The following is a 15853-nucleotide window of genomic DNA, read 5'->3' on the forward strand; positions in this document are numbered from 1 at the left end:
GGGAATCGTGCCGAATATGAACATGTCCAGAATTGTCGACACAAAGAAGTCAAATGGTCACAACCAGTCGCATTTACTTGTGAAGCGGCTGGTCAGAGCCGCGCTCCTATATCAACTATGCGTCGACGGGAGCAAATTTCGAGGCGCCATGTTGACGTGTTATAGCGGCTCACTCTGAGGGGTGGCGGGGGGCCGAACGCTCGCTTGACCCTTCGTTCACAAGCGCGCGAAACGGTCCTTGGGGCCCTCCCCCTCCCCCCTCCCCCACCCCGCCCGCCGCCCGCCGCCCGCCGCCCGCCGCCCGCCCGACCCTCTCCTGCGCTGGGCCATGCCCGGCCCAGCGCGCGGCGCCCCGGCCTCCGTGCGCTGCCCTTCCCGCGCCGCCTTCCCTGGGGCCCTTTCCTCGGGGCCCTTCCTCGGGGCCGCTGCCCTCTGCCCTCGCGCCCGCGTCCGGGCTCGCCCCACCGTTCACCGGGGCCGGTTACCGACTACCGGCTACCGGCCCTGCTCCCAGACCCAGGCCGCGATGCCCACCCGGTTACGGGCACCGAGCTTGCGCTGGACGTTGGCGAGGTGGTTCTTGACCGTCCCCGGCGAGATGAACAGCCCCGCTCCGATCTCGGCGTTCGTCGCGCCGTCTGCCACCTGTTCGGCGATCTCCCTTTCTCTCGCGGTCAGTTCCTCGATCGGGCCGGCTATCAGCGGCGCCGCCGCCGAAGGCCCTGCTCCGGCCGTACGGTCGCTCCCGGGCGCCGTCATGTGCCGCAGCAGCCGGACGGTGACCTGTGGACTGATCAACGCGTCCCCGGCCATCGCCGCCCGCACCGCCTCGATCAGCAGCACTGGCCCCGATCGCTTCAACAGGAAGCCGGCCGCCCCATGCCGCAGGGCCGTATGCACGTACTCGTCCAGGTCGAAGGTGGTCACCACGATCACCTTGCACTCGCCGGCCAGCTGCCTCGTGACCTCCAAGCCGTCGAGCCTCGGCATTCGAATGTCCGCGAGCACGACGTCCGGTCGAAGCCGTCGGGCCTCCTCCACCGCCGCGGCGCCGTCCGCCACCTCCGCCACCACCGACATGTCCGGCTGAACGTCCAGGATCATCCGGAACGCGGTGCGGACATCGGCCTGGTCGTCCGCGACCAGGATCCGGATCGGCCCTGTGCTGCCGATCATTTCCACCTCTCCCCTGAACTGGTCCTCACCGGAATCACTGGTTTCTCCTGACTCTCCTGTCGTTCCTGCCTCTCCAGCGGCAGTCTCGCCGCCACCCGCCAGGCCTCCCGCTCCTCCGTGCCTGCCGCGAACGTGCCACCGAGCGCCTCCACTCGGGCCGCCAGCCCCGGCAGTCCGCTGCCGCCGCCACCGCGCGGGCGCCCACCCGCGCCGGGTGCGAGTCCGTCGTTCGTCACGGTCAACTCCAGCCACCCGCCCGCGCGACGGGCACGAACCTCGACCGTCCGGGCGCCCGCAGCGTGCCGCCGGACGTTGGTCAGCGCCTCGACCACGATCCGGTGGACCGTGCCCTCCACCTCCCGGGGGACCGGCCCGTCCGGCAGCTCCACCCGGACCTCGGCGCCGCCCAAGGCGGTGAACCGTTCTGCCACCTCCGCCAGTTCGGCCAGCCCCTGTTGCGGTCCGCGCCCGCTCCCCTCCTCCGTGCGCAGCAGTTGAACCGTCCGGTCCAGCGAGGCCAGGGCCCGCTGCCCGGCCTGTTCTATCCGCTCGAACATCTCGACCGCCCGGGCTGGGTCAGCCGCGGCCAGGTACACCCCGGCCTGAGCCTGGGCGACCATGCCGCTCACGTCGTGCGCCACGAAATCGTGCAGATCGTGGGCCAGTTCGAGCCGCTGGGAACGCCTGGCCTCGGCCACCGCCCGGCACCGCCCCTCGTCCAGGCCGCGCAGGTAGAGCCCGGTCAGGACGGCCGGCAGGGCCAGCATCGACCCGAATCCGAAAAGGGTGAGCACGTCTCCGGGCCCGCCGATCGCCTCGAACCGGGACGGCCAGAGCGCGACCGCGCCGCAAGCCGTCCACGTCGCCAGCGCGCACCGGAGGCCGTCCTCGACGCGCAGGGCGAGGACCACGGACAGCAGGAGGACGGCCAGTTCGACCAGGCCGACCAGGCCGGGCCACCGGTCCGACTCCGTCCAGCGGCCGGTGAGCCAGACGGCAACCGTGACCGCGGCCGACATCGCCCCGGCCGTCGCCGTCACGACCGCCATGCCGTGGCGCCTGTGCGCCGCCCGGACCAGCGGAAGCACGGCCGGGACGATCACCGCCAGCATCTGATTCATCGCCATCTCCTCCCTTCGACTGCCGCCACGTTACGACGCGGCGCAGGTTGCCCGCCTGTGCCGATCGGCATATTTCAGAGGCCTGTTGAGCAGGGAGAACAGCCCGATCGGCAGCTGCCGCTCGCCGCGTGGAACGGCCAGGCTTGAGCCATCGAAGCGGCCGGAGGGCCGGCCGCGAAGGGAGTTCACCACCATGTCGAAGCTCGCGATCAACGCCCGGACCACCACCCGTCCGGCCGTCCCGCCCGCACCACGCTGGGCCGAGCTCGCCGCCAAGGCCACCGTGCTGACCACCGTTCCCTCGGGGCTGTGGCGGATCGCGTTCGGCTTCGGCGTCCCGGTCGGCTTCACGGGTGCCACCGCCGCACGGTACGCCGAGCACCAGCCGGGCTGGGGCACGGTCTACGTCGTGGTGCTGAGCGCCCTGGCCGAAGCGCTGGCCTTCCTGACCGTCGGGCTGGTCCGGCCCTGGGGCCAGCTGGCGCCGCGCTGGATCCCGCTGATCGGCGGCCGGGCGGTGCACCCGCTCGCCGCGATCGTTCCGGGCGCGCTGGGCTCGGCGTTTCTGACCGCGCTCGGGATAACCGCGGCGGTCGGCGGCTGGGGCCGGAACATGGCGGAGCCGGACTCCCCGCACGGTGCCGCCGGCCTGGTGATGACCCTCGCCTACCTGCCGCTGGTGGCATGGGGTCCGCTGCTCGGCGCGGTCACCATCGACTACGCCCGTCGGACGCTGAGTCGCCGGTGACCACCACCGCGGATCACACCGGGGCCGGCTCCGGGCCCCGCTCCCCGACCCCGGTCGCGGACTCGGCAACAACAGATCCAGCGGCCTCGGACTCGACGATCTCGGACTCAGCGGCTTCGGTCTCCCCGCGCCGGACGGGGGCGGGAGCGGTGCGACGGCCCCACTCGGTGGCGACCACGACCAGGGCTCCGCCGACCAGGGCGAGCGGCCCCATCCGGTTCCCGGCGATGGTGATGCCGAAGACGGCGGCCCACAGCGGTTCGGTGCCGAGCAGCAGACTCACCCGGGACGGCGAGGTGGCGCGGACAGCCCACATCTGAACGAAGAAGGCGAACAGCGTGCACAACAGGGACAGGTGCAGCAACCAGGCCCACTGGCCGGGCCCGTACGAGCGGGCGACGGCCCACGGCGACGGCCCTACGGCTGGTGCAACGGCCGCGAACACGGCGGTCGCGACGGCGAGTTGGACCCAGGTCAGGGCCAGCATGTCGGTTTCGCGGACGGCGCGGACGCGGGCCGTCGCCAGGACGAAGGCCGAGCGAACCAGGGCAGCTCCCAGCACCAGCAGGTCGCCGAGCGAAGGCGGGCGCAGCCCGCCGTCCCCGGTGAGCAGGGCGACGCCGAGCACGGCCAGCGCGGCGGCCGCGAGGAAGGCGCGGGGCGGCGCCGTCCGGCTGAGGACGCTCTCGCCGAGCGGGGTGAGCACCATCGCGAGGCTGATGATCAGCCCGGCATTGGTGGCGGAGGTGTGCACGGCGCCGTACGTCTCCAGCAGGAAGATCCCGCTGAGCACCAGCCCCAGTGCACCGCCGCCCAGCCACTCGGCGCGGCTCAGCCTCCGTAGCGCCGGCCAGGCGACCATCCCGAGCAGCGGCAGCACCAGCCCGAACCGCAGGACCAGCATCGCCACGGCCGTCCCGGGCTCCGCCACCCGCTGGACGGCGAGGAAGCTCGACCCCCACACCACCGCCACCAGGAGAACCGGCAGGTCGCGAAGGGCCGATGAGGACGAAGACATGGATAGGGAGGCACGCATGAGTCAGATCCCTCCGAGCGAACGGAACCGGCGGGGCGCGAGTACCGTACGGCGTCGGACGGACCCTGGAGCTGAACGAAGGGCACAGCTATCGACGGGGCTGAGCATGGAGCAGGGGGACGCCATCCTCCCGCACCGGCCCACCCGTGATCAACGCCCTGCCGTAACTCGCTGGATCTCCGGAGGGCTCCGGCGTCCCCGGGGCCAACGCCCTTCCCAGGCCCGGCAGGTCAGCGGGCGAGCAGGCCGTTCGCCGCGGCGATCTCCTCGATGTCGGCCGGGGTCCCGGACATGATGGCGCGGACGTGCTCGGTGACGAGCTCGACCGGCCAGTCCCACCAGGCCGCACGGAGCAGGCGCTCGACATCGGCGCCCTCGAAGCGGCGCCGGATCGGCCGGGCAGGGTTGCCGCCGACGATGGTGTACGGCTCGACGTCGGCGGTGACCATCGCACCGGCCGCGATGATCGCGCCGTCACCGATCCGGACGCCGGGCAGGATGGTGGCACCGAAGCCGAACCAGACGTCGTTGCCGATCACGGTGTCGCCCCGGCTGGGCAGGCCGGTGACGAGGTCGAGGGTCCGCTCGGTCCACTCGCCGCCGAACATCGTGAACGGGAAGGTGGACACGCCGATGGTCGGGTGGGCGGCGCCGGCCATCAGGAAGCGGGCCCCGGTGGCGATCGCGCAGTACTTGCCGATCACCAGCCGCTCGGGTCCGTAGGCGTAGAGGACGTTGCGCTCCTCGAAGCGGGTGGCCCCCTCGGGGTCGTCGAAGTAGGTGTACTCGCCGACCTCGATCCGCGGGTCGGTGACGAGTGGGCGCAGCAGGACGACCCGGTCGTGGCCGGCGAGCGGGTGCAGGGCAGTGGGGTCGGGAATGGCGGTGGCGGTCACGCAGGCTCCTCTCGTAACGCGACCAAAGTCGCATTACGATGAGCATGGCACGACCGCCACACCGCAGCAAGCCTTAACGCGACTGGAGTCGACTTTGAACGAGAACGCCCCGGAGCCGACCCACCCCGCGACGACCCACCCCGCGACGGCCCGCCCCGCGACGACCCGCCCCGCCACCACCGCACCACCCGCGACGACTCGCCTCGAAACGACCCACCCCGAGCCCCGCACCCCGACCCCGCGCCCCGGCGGCCGCAGCGCCCGGGTCCGGGAGGGGGTGGTCGCCGCCGCGCTCGCCGAGGTCACCGAGAAGGGGTACGACGACCTCACCATCGAGGCGGTCGCGAGCCGTTCCGGCGTCCACAAGGCGACGCTGTACCGGCGGTGGGGCGGAGTGGACGGCCTGGTCGCGGACGCCCTGACCGCCTCGGCCGACCAGCCCTGGCCGCTGCCCGACACCGGCGACCTCCGCGAGGATCTGCGGCTGATCACCCAGGAGGTGTTCACCGTCTTCACCGATCCCGACCTGGGGGCCACCCCCACCGCGCTGATCTTCGCCGCCCAGCGCTCCGACACCGGCGCGACCGCCCTGCGCGCCTTCTTCACCTCCCGCCACCGCCAGGCCGCCGAGGTCGCCGAACGAGCCGTCGCCCGAGGCGAGTTGCCCACCGGAACGGACGGTGCCGAGGTAGTCCGGGCCGCCACCGCCCCGCTCTACTACCGACTGTTCGTCACCGGCGAGCCGCTGGACGCCCGCACCGCCGAGCGGGCCGCCGACGCCGCCGCACTGGCCGCCCGCGCCGGACTGTTCACCCCCGCCCCCCGGGCCAACCCCGTTCCCCCGGAGTCCGCCTGACCCTCCACCCGCCCGACGGGGCCTGAACCCCACCGCTCCCTACCGCCCCCTACCGGATCGCCGCCCCGGCGTGGATGATGGCGCCATGCCAACCCCGCCGTCCACCACCCTTCGGAAGGCCCGTCACGTGAAGCGCGCACCCTGGGCTCTGCTCGCCGTCGCCACCGTCCTCCCGCTCACGGCGAGCACCGGCACCGCCGTCGCGGACACCACGCCGCCCGCGCCCGCCTGCACCTACACGCCCGCGGTGCCGGCCGACAACTTCAAGGGCATCCCGGTCTTCGACGCCAAGAAGGCCGCCCAGCCCTACCGCGCCACCCTGCGCACCAGCCAGGGCGCGATCACCTTCCAGGCGTTGACCGACAAGGCGCCCTGCACCACCTTTTCGTTCCGTTTCCTCGCCGAGCACGACTACTTCGACCGCAGCCACTGCCACCGCCTCACCACCCAGCGGCTCTACGTCCTGCAGTGCGGCGACCCGACCGGAACGGGCAGCGGCGGGCCCGGCTACTCCTTCCCGGACGAGAACCTGACCGGCGCCACCTACCCGGCCGGCACCGTGGCGATGGCCAACGCCGGTCCGAACACCAACGGCAGCCAGTTCTTCTTCGTCTGGAAGGACACCAAGCTCTCCCCCGCCTACACCCCGTTCGGCCGGATCACGGCGGGCCTGGACGTCCTGCAGAAGATCGCCGCGGGCGGCGAGGACGACCAGAACAACCCCGGCGACGGCTTCCCCACCCTCCCCGTGGACGTCCGCCACGTGAAGATCAGCACCCGCTGACCGGGAGCCCGCCCCTCACCGCCAGCCCCTCACCGTCCGTGCCTCACCGCCCGCCCCCACGCCGTTCCCGTGCGTCGGCAGCGCCTCCCGTACGGTGGCAGCACCAACGACACCGCACGGGAGCAGCGCGCATGGACAGCCGGATCTGGGAGAGCGTGGACCACCTCGTCGCGTGGCTCGACGAGCAGGGCACGCAGTCGCCCCGGGAGGAGCGCCTGCTGCGGATCCTCAAGCTCTCCGAGGAGGTCGGCGAGGTGGGCGCCGCGGTGATCGGCGCCACCGGCCAGAACCCGCGCAAGGGCGTCACCCACAGCTGGGAGGACGTCCAGCACGAGCTCTGCGACGTCGTCTTCACCGCCCTCGTCGCCCTCCGGGCGCTCACCCCCGACGCGGCCCGGGTCTTCGCCGACCGCCTCGTCTACGTCGAACAGCGCTCCGCCGCCTCCCGCCGCCCGGCGGACGGGGAGCGGAAGGCGGCGGAGGAGACGCCTTGAGGTCCTGGAAAGGACCGGGGGGACCGGGGGGACCGGGGGGACCGGGGGGACCGGGGGAAGGCCTCAGGCCCGCTACGCGTTGGGCGCGACCTTCGCGAGGCCGTTGATGATGCGGTCCATCGCGTCGCCTCCCTGCGGGTCGGTGAGGTTGGCGAGCATCTTGAGGGTGAAGCGCATCAGCATCGGGTGGGTGAGGCCGCGCTGGGTGGCGATCTGCATCACCTTGGGGTTGCCGATGAGCTTCACGAAGGCGCGGCCCATCGTGTAGTAGCCGCCGTAGACGTCCTTGAGGACGCGCGGGTAGCCCTGCAGAGCGCGCTCGCGCCCGGTCTCGGTGACCCGGGCGTGGGCCTGGACGATGACGCCGGCGGCGATCTGGCCGGATTCCATCGCGTAGGCGATGCCCTCGCCGTTGAACGGGTTGACCATGCCGCCCGCGTCGCCGACGAGCAGCAGGCCGCGGGTGTAGTGCGGCTGCCGGTTGAAGGCCATCGGCAGCGCGGCGCCGCGGATCGGGTCGGTCATGTTCTCGGGGGTGTAGCCCCATTCCTCCGGCATGCCGGCGCACCAGGCCTTGAGCACCTCGCGCCAGTCGAGTTCGCCGAACGCGGGCGAGGAGTTGAGGATGCCGAGGCCGACGTTGGAGGTGCCGTCGCCCATGCCGAAGACCCAGCCGTACCCGGGCAGCTGCTTGCGCTGGCCGCCGCGGGTGTCCCACAGCTCCAGCCAGGACTCCAGGTAGTCGTCGTCGTGGCGCGGCGAGGTGAAGTACGTCCGGTAGGCGACGCCCATCGGGCGGTCCTCGCGGCGGTGCAGGCCCATGGCGAGCGAGAGCCGGGTGGAGTTGCCGTCGGCGGCGACCACCAGCGGGGCGCGGAAGGTGACCGGCCGCTTCTCGTCGCCGAGCTTGGCGGTGACGCCGACGATCCGGCCGGTGCGCTCGTCCAGGACGGGCCCGCTGACGTTGCAGCGCTCGTAGAGCCGGGCGCCGGCCTTCTCGGCCTGACGGACCAGCAGCTCGTCGAAGTCGGCGCGCTTGCGGACCAGGCCGTAGTCGGGGAAGGCGGACAGCTCGGGCCAGTCCAGCTCCAGCCGGACGCCGCCGCCGATGATGCGCAGGCCCTTGTTGTGCAGCCAGCCGTTCTCGGTGGAGACGTCGATGCCCATGTCCACCAGCTGCTTGGTGGCGCGGGGGGTGAGGCCGTCGCCGCAGACCTTCTCGCGCGGGAACGCGGTCTTCTCCAACAGCAGCACGTCCAGCCCGGCCTGGGCGAGGTAGTACGCGGTGGTGGACCCGGCCGGACCCGCGCCGACCACGATGACGTCGGCCGTGCTCTCGACCGGGCTGTCCGGCTTCGTCAGATCGGCTGCGGTCTCGGACACGGTGGACACTCTCCTGGAGCTGCGGCTGTGGGGACGGCGGCTTTTGTCTCCGGCAGTCTAGTTCCGTCCCCGCCGCCGGAAACGACCACGCCCCCATCCCGCCGGTGCAGCGGCTACCCGAGCTTGTACGCCCGGTGCAGCGCGACGATGCCGCCGGTGAGGTTGCGCCAGGCGACCTTGGACCAGCCGCTCTCCTGCAGCCGGGCCGCCAGCTCGGGCTGGTCGGGCCAGGACCGGATGGACTCGGCGAGGTACACGTACGCGTCCGGGTTGCTGCTGACCGCGGTGGCGACCGGCGGCAGGGCGCGCATCAGGTATTCGGTGTAGACCGTCCGGAACGGCGTCCAGGTCGGGGTGGAGAACTCGCAGATCACCAGCTTGCCGCCGGGCTTGGTGACGCGCTGCATCTCGCGCAACGCCGCGTCGGTGTCCTGGACGTTGCGCAGCGCGAAGGAGATCGTCACCGAGTCGAAGGTGCCGTCGGCGAACGGCAGCCGGGTGGCGTCGCCGGCGGTGAGCGGCAGCTCGGGGTGGCGGCGCTTGCCCTCGACGAGCATGCCGACGGAGAAGTCGCACGGGACGACCTGCGCGCCGGCCTCGGCGAAGGGCAGCGAGGAGGTGCCGGTGCCGGCTCCGAGGTCGAGCACGAGGTCCCCCGGTCCGGCGGCCACCGCCTCGGCCACCGCCCGGCGCCAGGCGCGGGCCTGGCCGAGGGACAGCACGTCGTTGGTGCGGTCGTACTTGGCCGCGACGTCGTCGAACATGGCGGCGACTTCGTGCGGCTGCTTGTCCAGAGAGGCTCGGGTCACGCCCCCATTGTTCACCCTGGCGCCGACAGCCCGACCAACGGGGCACGCCGCGGGGCGTCCGCACCCGCCACACGGGCCCCGCCGCACAGACCCGTCCACCCGGCACCCGTCGCACGGACGTCGCCGCGCGCCCCCGCCGCCCAGCTCCCCCGCCCAGCGCCCCCGCCCCGCCCACCGGCGCCCCGCCCGGCCCACCGGCGCTACGGCCCCACCGGTGCTACGCGCCCCGTCAGTGCTGCGCGCGCCGCCCGCCCGCGCGCCGCCGGCGCCGGGAGCGCTTGCCGTGGGTTATCGCGGGCATCCCGTCGGCCAGCGCCCCGGTCGCCAGTGCGACGGTGGTGGCCAGCCGGCCCTGCCCGGCGCGGACCGCGAGCGCCCGCCGGTGCCGCCGGATGCGCAGCACGCAGATCACGAACATCCCGACCGCGACCGGCACGCTGAACCGGGCCAGGCCGACGCCGACCGGCTGCGGGTAGGTGTCGCCGCAGATCCGCACCGCGCCCGGGTCGTCGGCGGCGTGCTCCAGGCAGATCGGGTCGCCGATCCTGGCGCCGTCGGCGAGCGGCAGCGCGGCCGCGGTGTGCGACTGGCCGGACGCCCGGTAGCTGACGGCGCTGTAGGAGCCGCCGCCGGTGGGGAGCTGGGTGACGACGCCTTCGACTCTCACGGGGTGGGCGCCGATCCGGTCGGCCTGGTCGGCCTGGCGCCAGCCGAGCAGGCACATGCCGACGGCCAGCACGGCGCTGAGCACGGCGGCGAGGTACCAACCACGGCCCATCCGCGGGGATCGCGGCGGGGGGACGGTCGCGGATCGCATGGTTCCTGTCCTGGCTTGCCTTCGGGGCCTGGGACACGGCCCCGCCACCCGCGGGCACGGGCGGTAGGTGGTGAGGGTACGGAGTGAGCTGTCCGGGATCGTATCCGCTGGCGGGCCCTCAGGTCACGGCGAAGGGGGAATCACCCCACAGGGTGGACAGTGGAGTTCGGCGGCACACGAAGGAAGTGCCGTACGCCGCAAGGAAGTCCGACTACCGGCGAGTACGTCGCCCGGTTCCCGGCCTCGTTCAGCGCCGCCGGTACACCAACCGCCCGCCCAGTACGGCGGCCAGGCAACCGCCCGGCGATGGCTGGGCGAAGCCCTCCCCAACGGCCGGGAACACCGCGAAGTCGGCCCGGCCGCCCGCCGCCACCCGGCCGTGCACGGCCGCCGCGAGCGGCAGCACCGACAGCGGGTCCAGCGGGCCGTCTCCCAGGCCCAGCAGGCAGTCCCCCGCGCCCACCGCACCAGGGCCACCCCCCGCGCCCGGGCCACTCCCCGCCTCAGGGCCACCCCCCGTGCCCGGGCCGCCCGGCAGCGCGACCAGCCCGGAGCGCGCCACGGCCGTGCGCACCGCGGCCCGCTCGAACGGCCCGGCCACCGCCGTCACCCCGAACCCGAGCATCCGCTGCAGCCCGCGCCGGGCGCTCGCGCCGCAGCGCCCCTCGTCGGCGGAGCCCGTCAGCCCGTCCGCGACCGGCTCGACGCCGATCTCCTCGCGCGGGTCCGGGTGGTAGGCGTGTTCCAGCAGCCGGTGCCCGTACGGGTTGCGCAGCCCCGGCGTGAGCACCGCGGCGCCCCAGTCCCGCAGTCGCGCCCCCGGGTGCGCGGCGGCCAGTTCCCGGTACGGTCCGACGGCCTCGACGCGGTCGCCGCGCACCAGCACCGCCCCGTCCGGGAGGGACGGGGCGGTGGGGTCGGCCGGGTCGGGCAGCACCAGGGCCGCCCGGTGCAGGGTCAGCACGGCGGTGCCCCGGGCCTCAGTTGTCCAGGATCTTCAGCTCGGGGTGCGCGGTGCCGCCCTCGATCGCCGTGGAGGCGATGTGCGAGGCGACCCGAGGGTCCACCGGGTCGTTGGCCGGGTCGTCCAGCACCCGCAGGTGCTCGTACGTGGTCGCGCGCTGCGCCGGGACGCGGTCGGCGGCCCGGATGAGGTGGATCAGCTCGGTGAGGTTGGAGCGGTGCTTGGCACCGGCCGCCGAGACGACGTTCTCCTCCAGCATGACCGAGCCGAGGTCGTCCGCACCGTAGTGCAGCGACAGCTGGCCGGCCTCCTTGCCGGTGGTGAGCCAGGAGCCCTGGATGTGGGCGATGTTGTCGAGGAACAGGCGGGCGATCGCGATCATCCGCAGGTACTCGAAGACGGTGGCCTGCGTCGAGCCCTTCAGGTGGTTGTTCTGCGGCTGGTAGGTGTAGGGGATGAAGGCCCGGAAGCCGCCGGTGCGGTCCTGCACGTCGCGGATCATCCGCAGGTGCTCGATCCGCTCGGCGTTGGTCTCGCCGGTGCCCATCAGCATGGTGGAGGTGGACTCCACGCCGAGGCCGTGCGCGGCCTCCATGATCTCCAGCCAGCGCTCGCCGGACTCCTTGAGCGGGGCGATCGCCTTGCGCGGCCGCGCGGGCAGCAGCTCGGCGCCGGCGCCGGCGAAGGAGTCCAGGCCGGCCCGGTGGATCCGGGTGATGGCCTCCTCGATCGAGACGCCCGAGATCCGGGCCATGTGGTCGACCTCGGAGGCACCCAGGGAGTGGATCACCAGCTGCGGGAAGTCGGCCTTGATGGCCGAGAAAGCGCGCTCGTAGTACTCCACGCCGTAGTCCGGGTGGTGGCCGCCCTGGAACATGATCTGGGTGCCGCCCAGTTCGACGGTCTCGGCGCAGCGGCGCAGGATCTCGTCGAGCTCGCGGGACCAGCCCTTGTCGCTCTTCGGCGGCACGTAGAAGGCGCAGAACTTGCACGCCGTCACGCAGACGTTGGTGTAGTTGATGTTGCGCTCGATGATGTACGTCGCGATGTGCTCGGTACCGGCGTAGCGGCGGCGGCGCACCGCGTCGGCGGCGGAGCCGAGCGCGTGCAGCGGCGCCGAGCGGTACAGCTCCAGCGCCTCCTCCGGGGTGATCCGGCCACCGCCGGCGGCGCGGTCGAGCACGGCCTGCAAATCGGTGCTGGGCGCATCGAGGGTGGTCGCTGCGAGCTCGGTCACCTGGCCGCCTTCTCTCTCTCGGATACTGCAGTTCTCGGCGCTGCCGCCCCCCGGACGACGGGCGTCCGGGTACGGCCGAACCAGCCTACGCCAGGCCTTTCGAGCGTCCGCGTCAGCCCGCTGCCCGTCGGCCCCGGAGCACCGGAGCCGGTGCACCGGAGCACCGGAGCGCCCCGCCGCGCTCAACCGACCGGCAGCGCCGCCGGCTCCAGCAGCCGCACCGCGACGTCCGACGCGAAGCCGCTGTCGTGCGCGACCCGGCGGGCGAACTCGGCGACGCCGGCCAGCTGCCGCTCGCCGAGCGAGAAGTCGAGGGCCTCGCTGAAGTACCGCTCCAGCACGTCCGCGCCGAAGGCCTCCCAGCGGGCGGCCTGTTCGGCGACCTTGGCGGCCTCGACCAGTGAGAGGTCGCGGGACTCCAGGAAGGCCCGGTGCACGGCCGCGGTCAGTTCCGGACGGCGCTCGGCGAACTCGCGGCGCACGGCCCAGACGGCGAAGACGAACGGCAGGCCGGTCCACTCCTTCCACATCTCGCCGAGGTCGTGGACGGTCAGTCCGAGGTCGGCGGCCTGGCCGAGGTAGGCGCGCAGCGCCGGGTCGCCGATCAGGACGGCGGCGTCGGCCTCGGCGAGCATCGAGCTGAGGTCGGGCGGGCAGCTGAAGTAGTCGGGGCGGACGCCCTCGCGTTCCTCCAGCAGCAGCCGGGCGAGCCGGACGGAGGTGCGGCTGGTGGAGCCGAGGGCGACGCGGCGGCCGTCCAGGTCGGCGAGCGGCACCTTGCTGACGATGAGGCAGGACATCACCGGGCCGTCGCTGCCGACCGCGATGTCGGGCAGGACCAGCAGGTCGTCGGCGTTGCGCAGGTACTCCACGCAGGTGATCGGACCGATGTCCAGCGAGCCGTCGACGAGCTGGTCGCTCAGCTTCTCCGGGGTGTCCTTGGTGAGGTCGAGGTCGAGCAGGTTGCCGGTCCTGGCGAGGCCCCAGTAGAGGGGTACGCAGTTCAGGAACTGGATGTGGCCGACGCGAGGCCTGACCGGGGTGTGTTCCTGGGGCTCCCGCGATTGTCCGTCCGGTGCTGCCACTGCGCCGCTCCCTTGTACTGTTCGTGCGCTTTCCCGCAGCGTATGCCTGCTGTTCACAAAGGCCTGCACCGGGCACCCGACACGCGCTCGCGAGGCCTGCGGGACGCGCCTGCGAGGGCCTACGACACGCGTCGTGGGGGCCGCAGTTCACCCCTGGTCGTCACAGCGACCGCATGCTAGCGTTGCCCTCAGTTGCAGTTTGATTCCCCTTGCAGTACTTGAAGCCTGCGGAGCATGTAACCGCGGGCTTTTTGTAGTTTTTCAGCAATATCGAAAAACTTCGGACTCGTCCGGAGGCAGGGCGATCAGCGCAGCGGACCGGGTGCCACACGGTGTGGCCCCGACACGTCCCTCGCAAGGAGAACGGCATGGCCACGGGAACCGTCAAGTGGTTCAACGCTGAGAAGGGCTTCGGCTTCATCGCCCAGGAGGGCGGCGGCCCCGACGTCTTCGTCCACTACTCCGCCATCAACGCGAGCGGCTTCCGCTCGCTGGAGGAGAACCAGGCGGTGAACTTTGACGTCACCCAGGGCCCGAAGGGCCCGCAGGCGGAGAACGTCACCCCCATCTGACCATCTTCTGATGTTCTGATCGCTCGGGACCCCAGCGGGTCCGTCGGCGGCTCCCGACAGCCGTCACCATGAGCACAAGAGCAACACCCAAGGGGGCCCGCCCAACCGGCGGGCCCCCTGCCTTTTCCCCTGGCCGCCGCCCCGGAGAGCAGCACACGAGCACGCGCCAGCACCCGCGCCCCCGCGCCCCAGTGGCACGCACAAGGGCCCGCTGCCGCACCGGGGAACGGTGCGGGAGCGGGCCCTTGTCGCCGAGCCGGCGGGGATCAGGCGGCCACCGGGGCCGCCTTGTCCGCCTGCGCCGGGACGACGGCCGACGGCGCGTCCTCGTACAGGTCGCCGGAGGGGCGGTTGTAGGCGGCGACGTCGAGGATCTTCTCCCGCGAGGCCACCAGGACCGGTACCAGCACCTGGCCCGCGACGTTGGTCGCGGTGCGCATCATGTCGAGGATCGGGTCGATGGCGAGCAGCAGGCCGACGCCCTCCAGGGGCAGGCCCAGGGTGGAGAGGGTGAGCGTCAGCATGATGATCGCACCGGTGAGGCCCGCGGTGGCGGCCGAGCCGACGACCGAGACGAAGGCGATCAGCAGGTAGTCCCGGATGCCGAGGTCGATGTTGTAGACCTGGGCGACGAAGATCGCGGCGATCGCCGGGTAGATCGAGGCGCAGCCGTCCATCTTGGTGGTGGCGCCGAACGGCACGGAGAAGGACGCGTACTCGCTGGGGACGCCGAGGCGCTCGGTGACGCGGCGGGTGACCGGCAGGGTGCCGACCGAGGAGCGCGAGACGAAGGCCAGCTGGATCGCGGGCCAGGCGCCCTTGAAGAAGTTGACCGGGTTCAGGCCGGCGGCGAACTTGAGCAGCAGCGAGTAGACGACGAACAGCACCAGCGCGCAGCCGACGTAGATGTCGAGGGTCAGCGTGGCGAAGGGCTTGAGCAGGTCCCAGCCGTACTTGGCGACGGACTTGCCGATCAGGCCGAGGGTGCCGAGCGGGGAGAGCCGGATGACCCACCACAGGGCGGTCTGGGTCAGCTCCAGGACGGACTCGCTGAGCTTGAGGACCGGCTCGGCCTTGCTGCCGAGCTTGATGATCGCCGCGCCGACCACGACCGCCATGAAGACGATCTGCAGGACGTTCACCTTGGCGAAGGCGTCGACGATGTTGGTCGGGAAGATCCCGGTCAGGAAGTCGATCCAGGAGCCCTTGGAGTCGAGCGCCTTGAGGCCGTCGGTCTTGAGGTTGGTGCCCTGGCCGGGGTTGGTCAGCAGGCCCAGGCCCAGGCCGACGGCCACCGCGATCAGCGAGGTGATCATGAACCAGAGCAGCGTGCGGGTGGCCAGGCGGGCCGCGTTGGTGACGTTGCGCAGGTTGGCGACGCTCACCACGATCGCGGTGAACACCAGCGGCGGGACGGCCAGCTTGAGCAGCTGGACGAAGATCTTGCCGATGGTCTCCAGGGTGGTGGCCAGCCAGGAGATGTCGGCGGCGCGGGCCAGGTAGCCCAGGCCGACGCCGAGCAGCAGGCCGCCGACGATCTGGACCCAGAACGGGGTCTTGCGGATTCTCGCGAGCACGGACGGCGACGGGGTCGCCTCGGGCGCTGTGGACATGACGGTGCGGCTCCGGGGGAGGGCGTTGCTGACGGTGGGGTGTGGCGGAGGAGGCGGCACGGCGCGCGGGCCGGGTGGGGAGGTCCCGGCCCCCGGTCAGGGGCGTGCCGCCGGGATACAGCTCGTGGCGCGACAACGGCGCGGGCTGTCCACAGCACCGGTCAGAGCGCACGGGCGGGCGGCGCCGGGCAGCGAGCCCTGGCCGTTCTTCCGCGATGCGTCTGAGGTGGTCATGGCCGACACATTAGCAGCAAAGGTTTGA

At 72.4% G+C, this 15853-nt stretch carries 16 protein-coding genes; 5 read left to right on the plus strand and 11 right to left on the minus strand.

The window, feature by feature from the left end:
* Window positions 1-495: 495 nt before the first annotated feature.
* Complete coding sequence (locus ACFWPI_RS10535; protein ID WP_380344892.1) at window positions 496-1176, minus strand: response regulator; 681 nt, start codon at window positions 1174-1176, stop codon at window positions 496-498.
* The gene (locus ACFWPI_RS10540) at window positions 1173-2297 is read right to left on the minus strand and encodes a sensor histidine kinase (protein ID WP_380373235.1); all 1125 of its coding nucleotides are present in this window, start codon (window positions 2295-2297) and stop codon (window positions 1173-1175) included. Before ACFWPI_RS10540 ends, ACFWPI_RS10535 begins: the two co-directional genes overlap by 4 nt.
* Window positions 2298-2490: 193 nt before the next feature.
* Here ACFWPI_RS10540 and ACFWPI_RS10545 point away from each other — a divergent pair, with 193 nt between their 5' ends.
* Window positions 2491-3045 carry a hypothetical protein gene (locus ACFWPI_RS10545; protein ID WP_380373237.1) on the plus strand — a complete coding sequence of 185 codons (555 nt, stop codon included), beginning with the start codon at window positions 2491-2493 and terminating at the stop codon, window positions 3043-3045.
* 13 nt (window positions 3046-3058) lie between these two features.
* Here the strand turns inward: ACFWPI_RS10545 and ACFWPI_RS10550 are convergent, their stop codons facing one another.
* Together ACFWPI_RS10550 and ACFWPI_RS10555 are read right to left on the minus strand one after the other, a co-directional pair.
* A complete protein-coding gene (locus ACFWPI_RS10550) occupies window positions 3059-4063 on the minus strand; it encodes a DMT family transporter (RefSeq protein ID WP_380373239.1) in 1005 nt (334 codons plus the stop codon).
* Between the two features lie 248 nt (window positions 4064-4311).
* On the minus strand, window positions 4312-4977 hold the full coding sequence (locus ACFWPI_RS10555; RefSeq protein ID WP_380373242.1) for a CatB-related O-acetyltransferase: 666 nt from the start codon (window positions 4975-4977) through the stop codon (window positions 4312-4314).
* Between the two features lie 94 nt (window positions 4978-5071).
* Between ACFWPI_RS10555 and ACFWPI_RS10560 the strand changes: the two genes are divergently transcribed.
* The 3 genes from ACFWPI_RS10560 to ACFWPI_RS10570 all read left to right on the plus strand — a co-directional run bounded on the left by ACFWPI_RS10560 (window position 5072) and on the right by ACFWPI_RS10570 (window position 7111).
* Window positions 5072-5833 (plus strand): TetR/AcrR family transcriptional regulator, encoded by a 762-nt coding sequence (locus ACFWPI_RS10560; RefSeq protein ID WP_380373245.1) that lies wholly within the window; start codon window positions 5072-5074, stop codon window positions 5831-5833.
* An 85-nt stretch (window positions 5834-5918) separates the two neighbouring features.
* Complete coding sequence (locus tag ACFWPI_RS10565) at window positions 5919-6617, plus strand: peptidylprolyl isomerase (RefSeq protein ID WP_380373247.1); 699 nt, start codon at window positions 5919-5921, stop codon at window positions 6615-6617.
* A 131-nt stretch (window positions 6618-6748) separates the two neighbouring features.
* Window positions 6749-7111 carry a MazG-like family protein gene (locus ACFWPI_RS10570; protein ID WP_380373249.1) on the plus strand — a complete coding sequence of 121 codons (363 nt, stop codon included), beginning with the start codon at window positions 6749-6751 and terminating at the stop codon, window positions 7109-7111.
* 72 nt (window positions 7112-7183) lie between these two features.
* On the opposite strand, the gene ACFWPI_RS10575 is transcribed toward ACFWPI_RS10570, so the two are convergent.
* The 6 genes from ACFWPI_RS10575 to ACFWPI_RS10600 form a co-directional block, all read right to left on the minus strand.
* Window positions 7184-8473, minus strand: a complete 1290-nt coding sequence (locus ACFWPI_RS10575; protein ID WP_063351195.1) for a geranylgeranyl reductase family protein — start codon at window positions 8471-8473, stop codon at window positions 7184-7186.
* 134 nt (window positions 8474-8607) lie between these two features.
* Window positions 8608-9303, minus strand: a complete 696-nt coding sequence (locus ACFWPI_RS10580; RefSeq protein ID WP_063348153.1) for a demethylmenaquinone methyltransferase — start codon at window positions 9301-9303, stop codon at window positions 8608-8610.
* 229 nt (window positions 9304-9532) lie between these two features.
* Entirely contained in the window at window positions 9533-10120 is a 588-nt protein-coding gene (locus ACFWPI_RS10585; protein WP_159398455.1) for a hypothetical protein, read from the minus strand.
* Between the two features lie 247 nt (window positions 10121-10367).
* The gene (locus tag ACFWPI_RS10590) at window positions 10368-11084 is read right to left on the minus strand and encodes a hypothetical protein (protein WP_380344903.1); all 717 of its coding nucleotides are present in this window, start codon (window positions 11082-11084) and stop codon (window positions 10368-10370) included.
* 16 nt (window positions 11085-11100) lie between these two features.
* Window positions 11101-12321: a cyclic dehypoxanthinyl futalosine synthase gene (mqnC, locus tag ACFWPI_RS10595; RefSeq protein WP_063348156.1), complete on the minus strand. Its 1221-nt coding sequence runs from the start codon at window positions 12319-12321 to the stop codon at window positions 11101-11103.
* Window positions 12322-12503: 182 nt separating this feature from the next.
* The gene (locus tag ACFWPI_RS10600; RefSeq protein ID WP_063348157.1) at window positions 12504-13406 is read right to left on the minus strand and encodes a menaquinone biosynthetic enzyme MqnA/MqnD family protein; all 903 of its coding nucleotides are present in this window, start codon (window positions 13404-13406) and stop codon (window positions 12504-12506) included.
* Between the two features lie 368 nt (window positions 13407-13774).
* On the opposite strand from ACFWPI_RS10600, the gene ACFWPI_RS10605 reads away from it, so the two are divergent.
* Window positions 13775-13978, plus strand: a complete 204-nt coding sequence (locus tag ACFWPI_RS10605) for a cold-shock protein (protein WP_052580872.1) — start codon at window positions 13775-13777, stop codon at window positions 13976-13978.
* Window positions 13979-14244: 266 nt separating this feature from the next.
* Here ACFWPI_RS10605 and ACFWPI_RS10610 read toward each other — a convergent pair whose 3' ends face one another.
* On the minus strand, window positions 14245-15591 hold the full coding sequence (locus ACFWPI_RS10610; RefSeq protein WP_063348158.1) for a dicarboxylate/amino acid:cation symporter: 1347 nt from the start codon (window positions 15589-15591) through the stop codon (window positions 14245-14247).
* Between the last annotated feature and the right edge of the window lie 262 nt (window positions 15592-15853).

Source organism: Kitasatospora sp. NPDC058492, assembly GCF_042720685.1.
GTDB lineage: Bacteria > Actinomycetota > Actinomycetes > Streptomycetales > Streptomycetaceae > Kitasatospora.

What these genes read in the sequence shown, in the direction of transcription:
- ACFWPI_RS10605 (WP_052580872.1), top strand. Translation starts at nt 13,775, where the DNA reads ATGGCCACGGGAACCGTCAAGTGGTTCAACGCTGAGAAGGGCTTCGGC.
- ACFWPI_RS10545 (WP_380373237.1), top strand. Translation starts at nt 2,491, where the DNA reads ATGTCGAAGCTCGCGATCAACGCCCGGACCACCACCCGTCCGGCCGTC.
- ACFWPI_RS10540 (WP_380373235.1), bottom strand. Translation starts at nt 2,297, where the DNA reads ATGAATCAGATGCTGGCGGTGATCGTCCCGGCCGTGCTTCCGCTGGTC.
- ACFWPI_RS10610 (WP_063348158.1), bottom strand. Translation starts at nt 15,591, where the DNA reads ATGTCCACAGCGCCCGAGGCGACCCCGTCGCCGTCCGTGCTCGCGAGA.
- ACFWPI_RS10570 (WP_380373249.1), top strand. Translation starts at nt 6,749, where the DNA reads ATGGACAGCCGGATCTGGGAGAGCGTGGACCACCTCGTCGCGTGGCTC.
- ACFWPI_RS10535 (WP_380344892.1), bottom strand. Translation starts at nt 1,176, where the DNA reads ATGATCGGCAGCACAGGGCCGATCCGGATCCTGGTCGCGGACGACCAG.
- ACFWPI_RS10585 (WP_159398455.1), bottom strand. Translation starts at nt 10,120, where the DNA reads ATGCGATCCGCGACCGTCCCCCCGCCGCGATCCCCGCGGATGGGCCGT.
- ACFWPI_RS10565 (WP_380373247.1), top strand. Translation starts at nt 5,919, where the DNA reads ATGCCAACCCCGCCGTCCACCACCCTTCGGAAGGCCCGTCACGTGAAG.
- ACFWPI_RS10550 (WP_380373239.1), bottom strand. Translation starts at nt 4,063, where the DNA reads ATGTCTTCGTCCTCATCGGCCCTTCGCGACCTGCCGGTTCTCCTGGTG.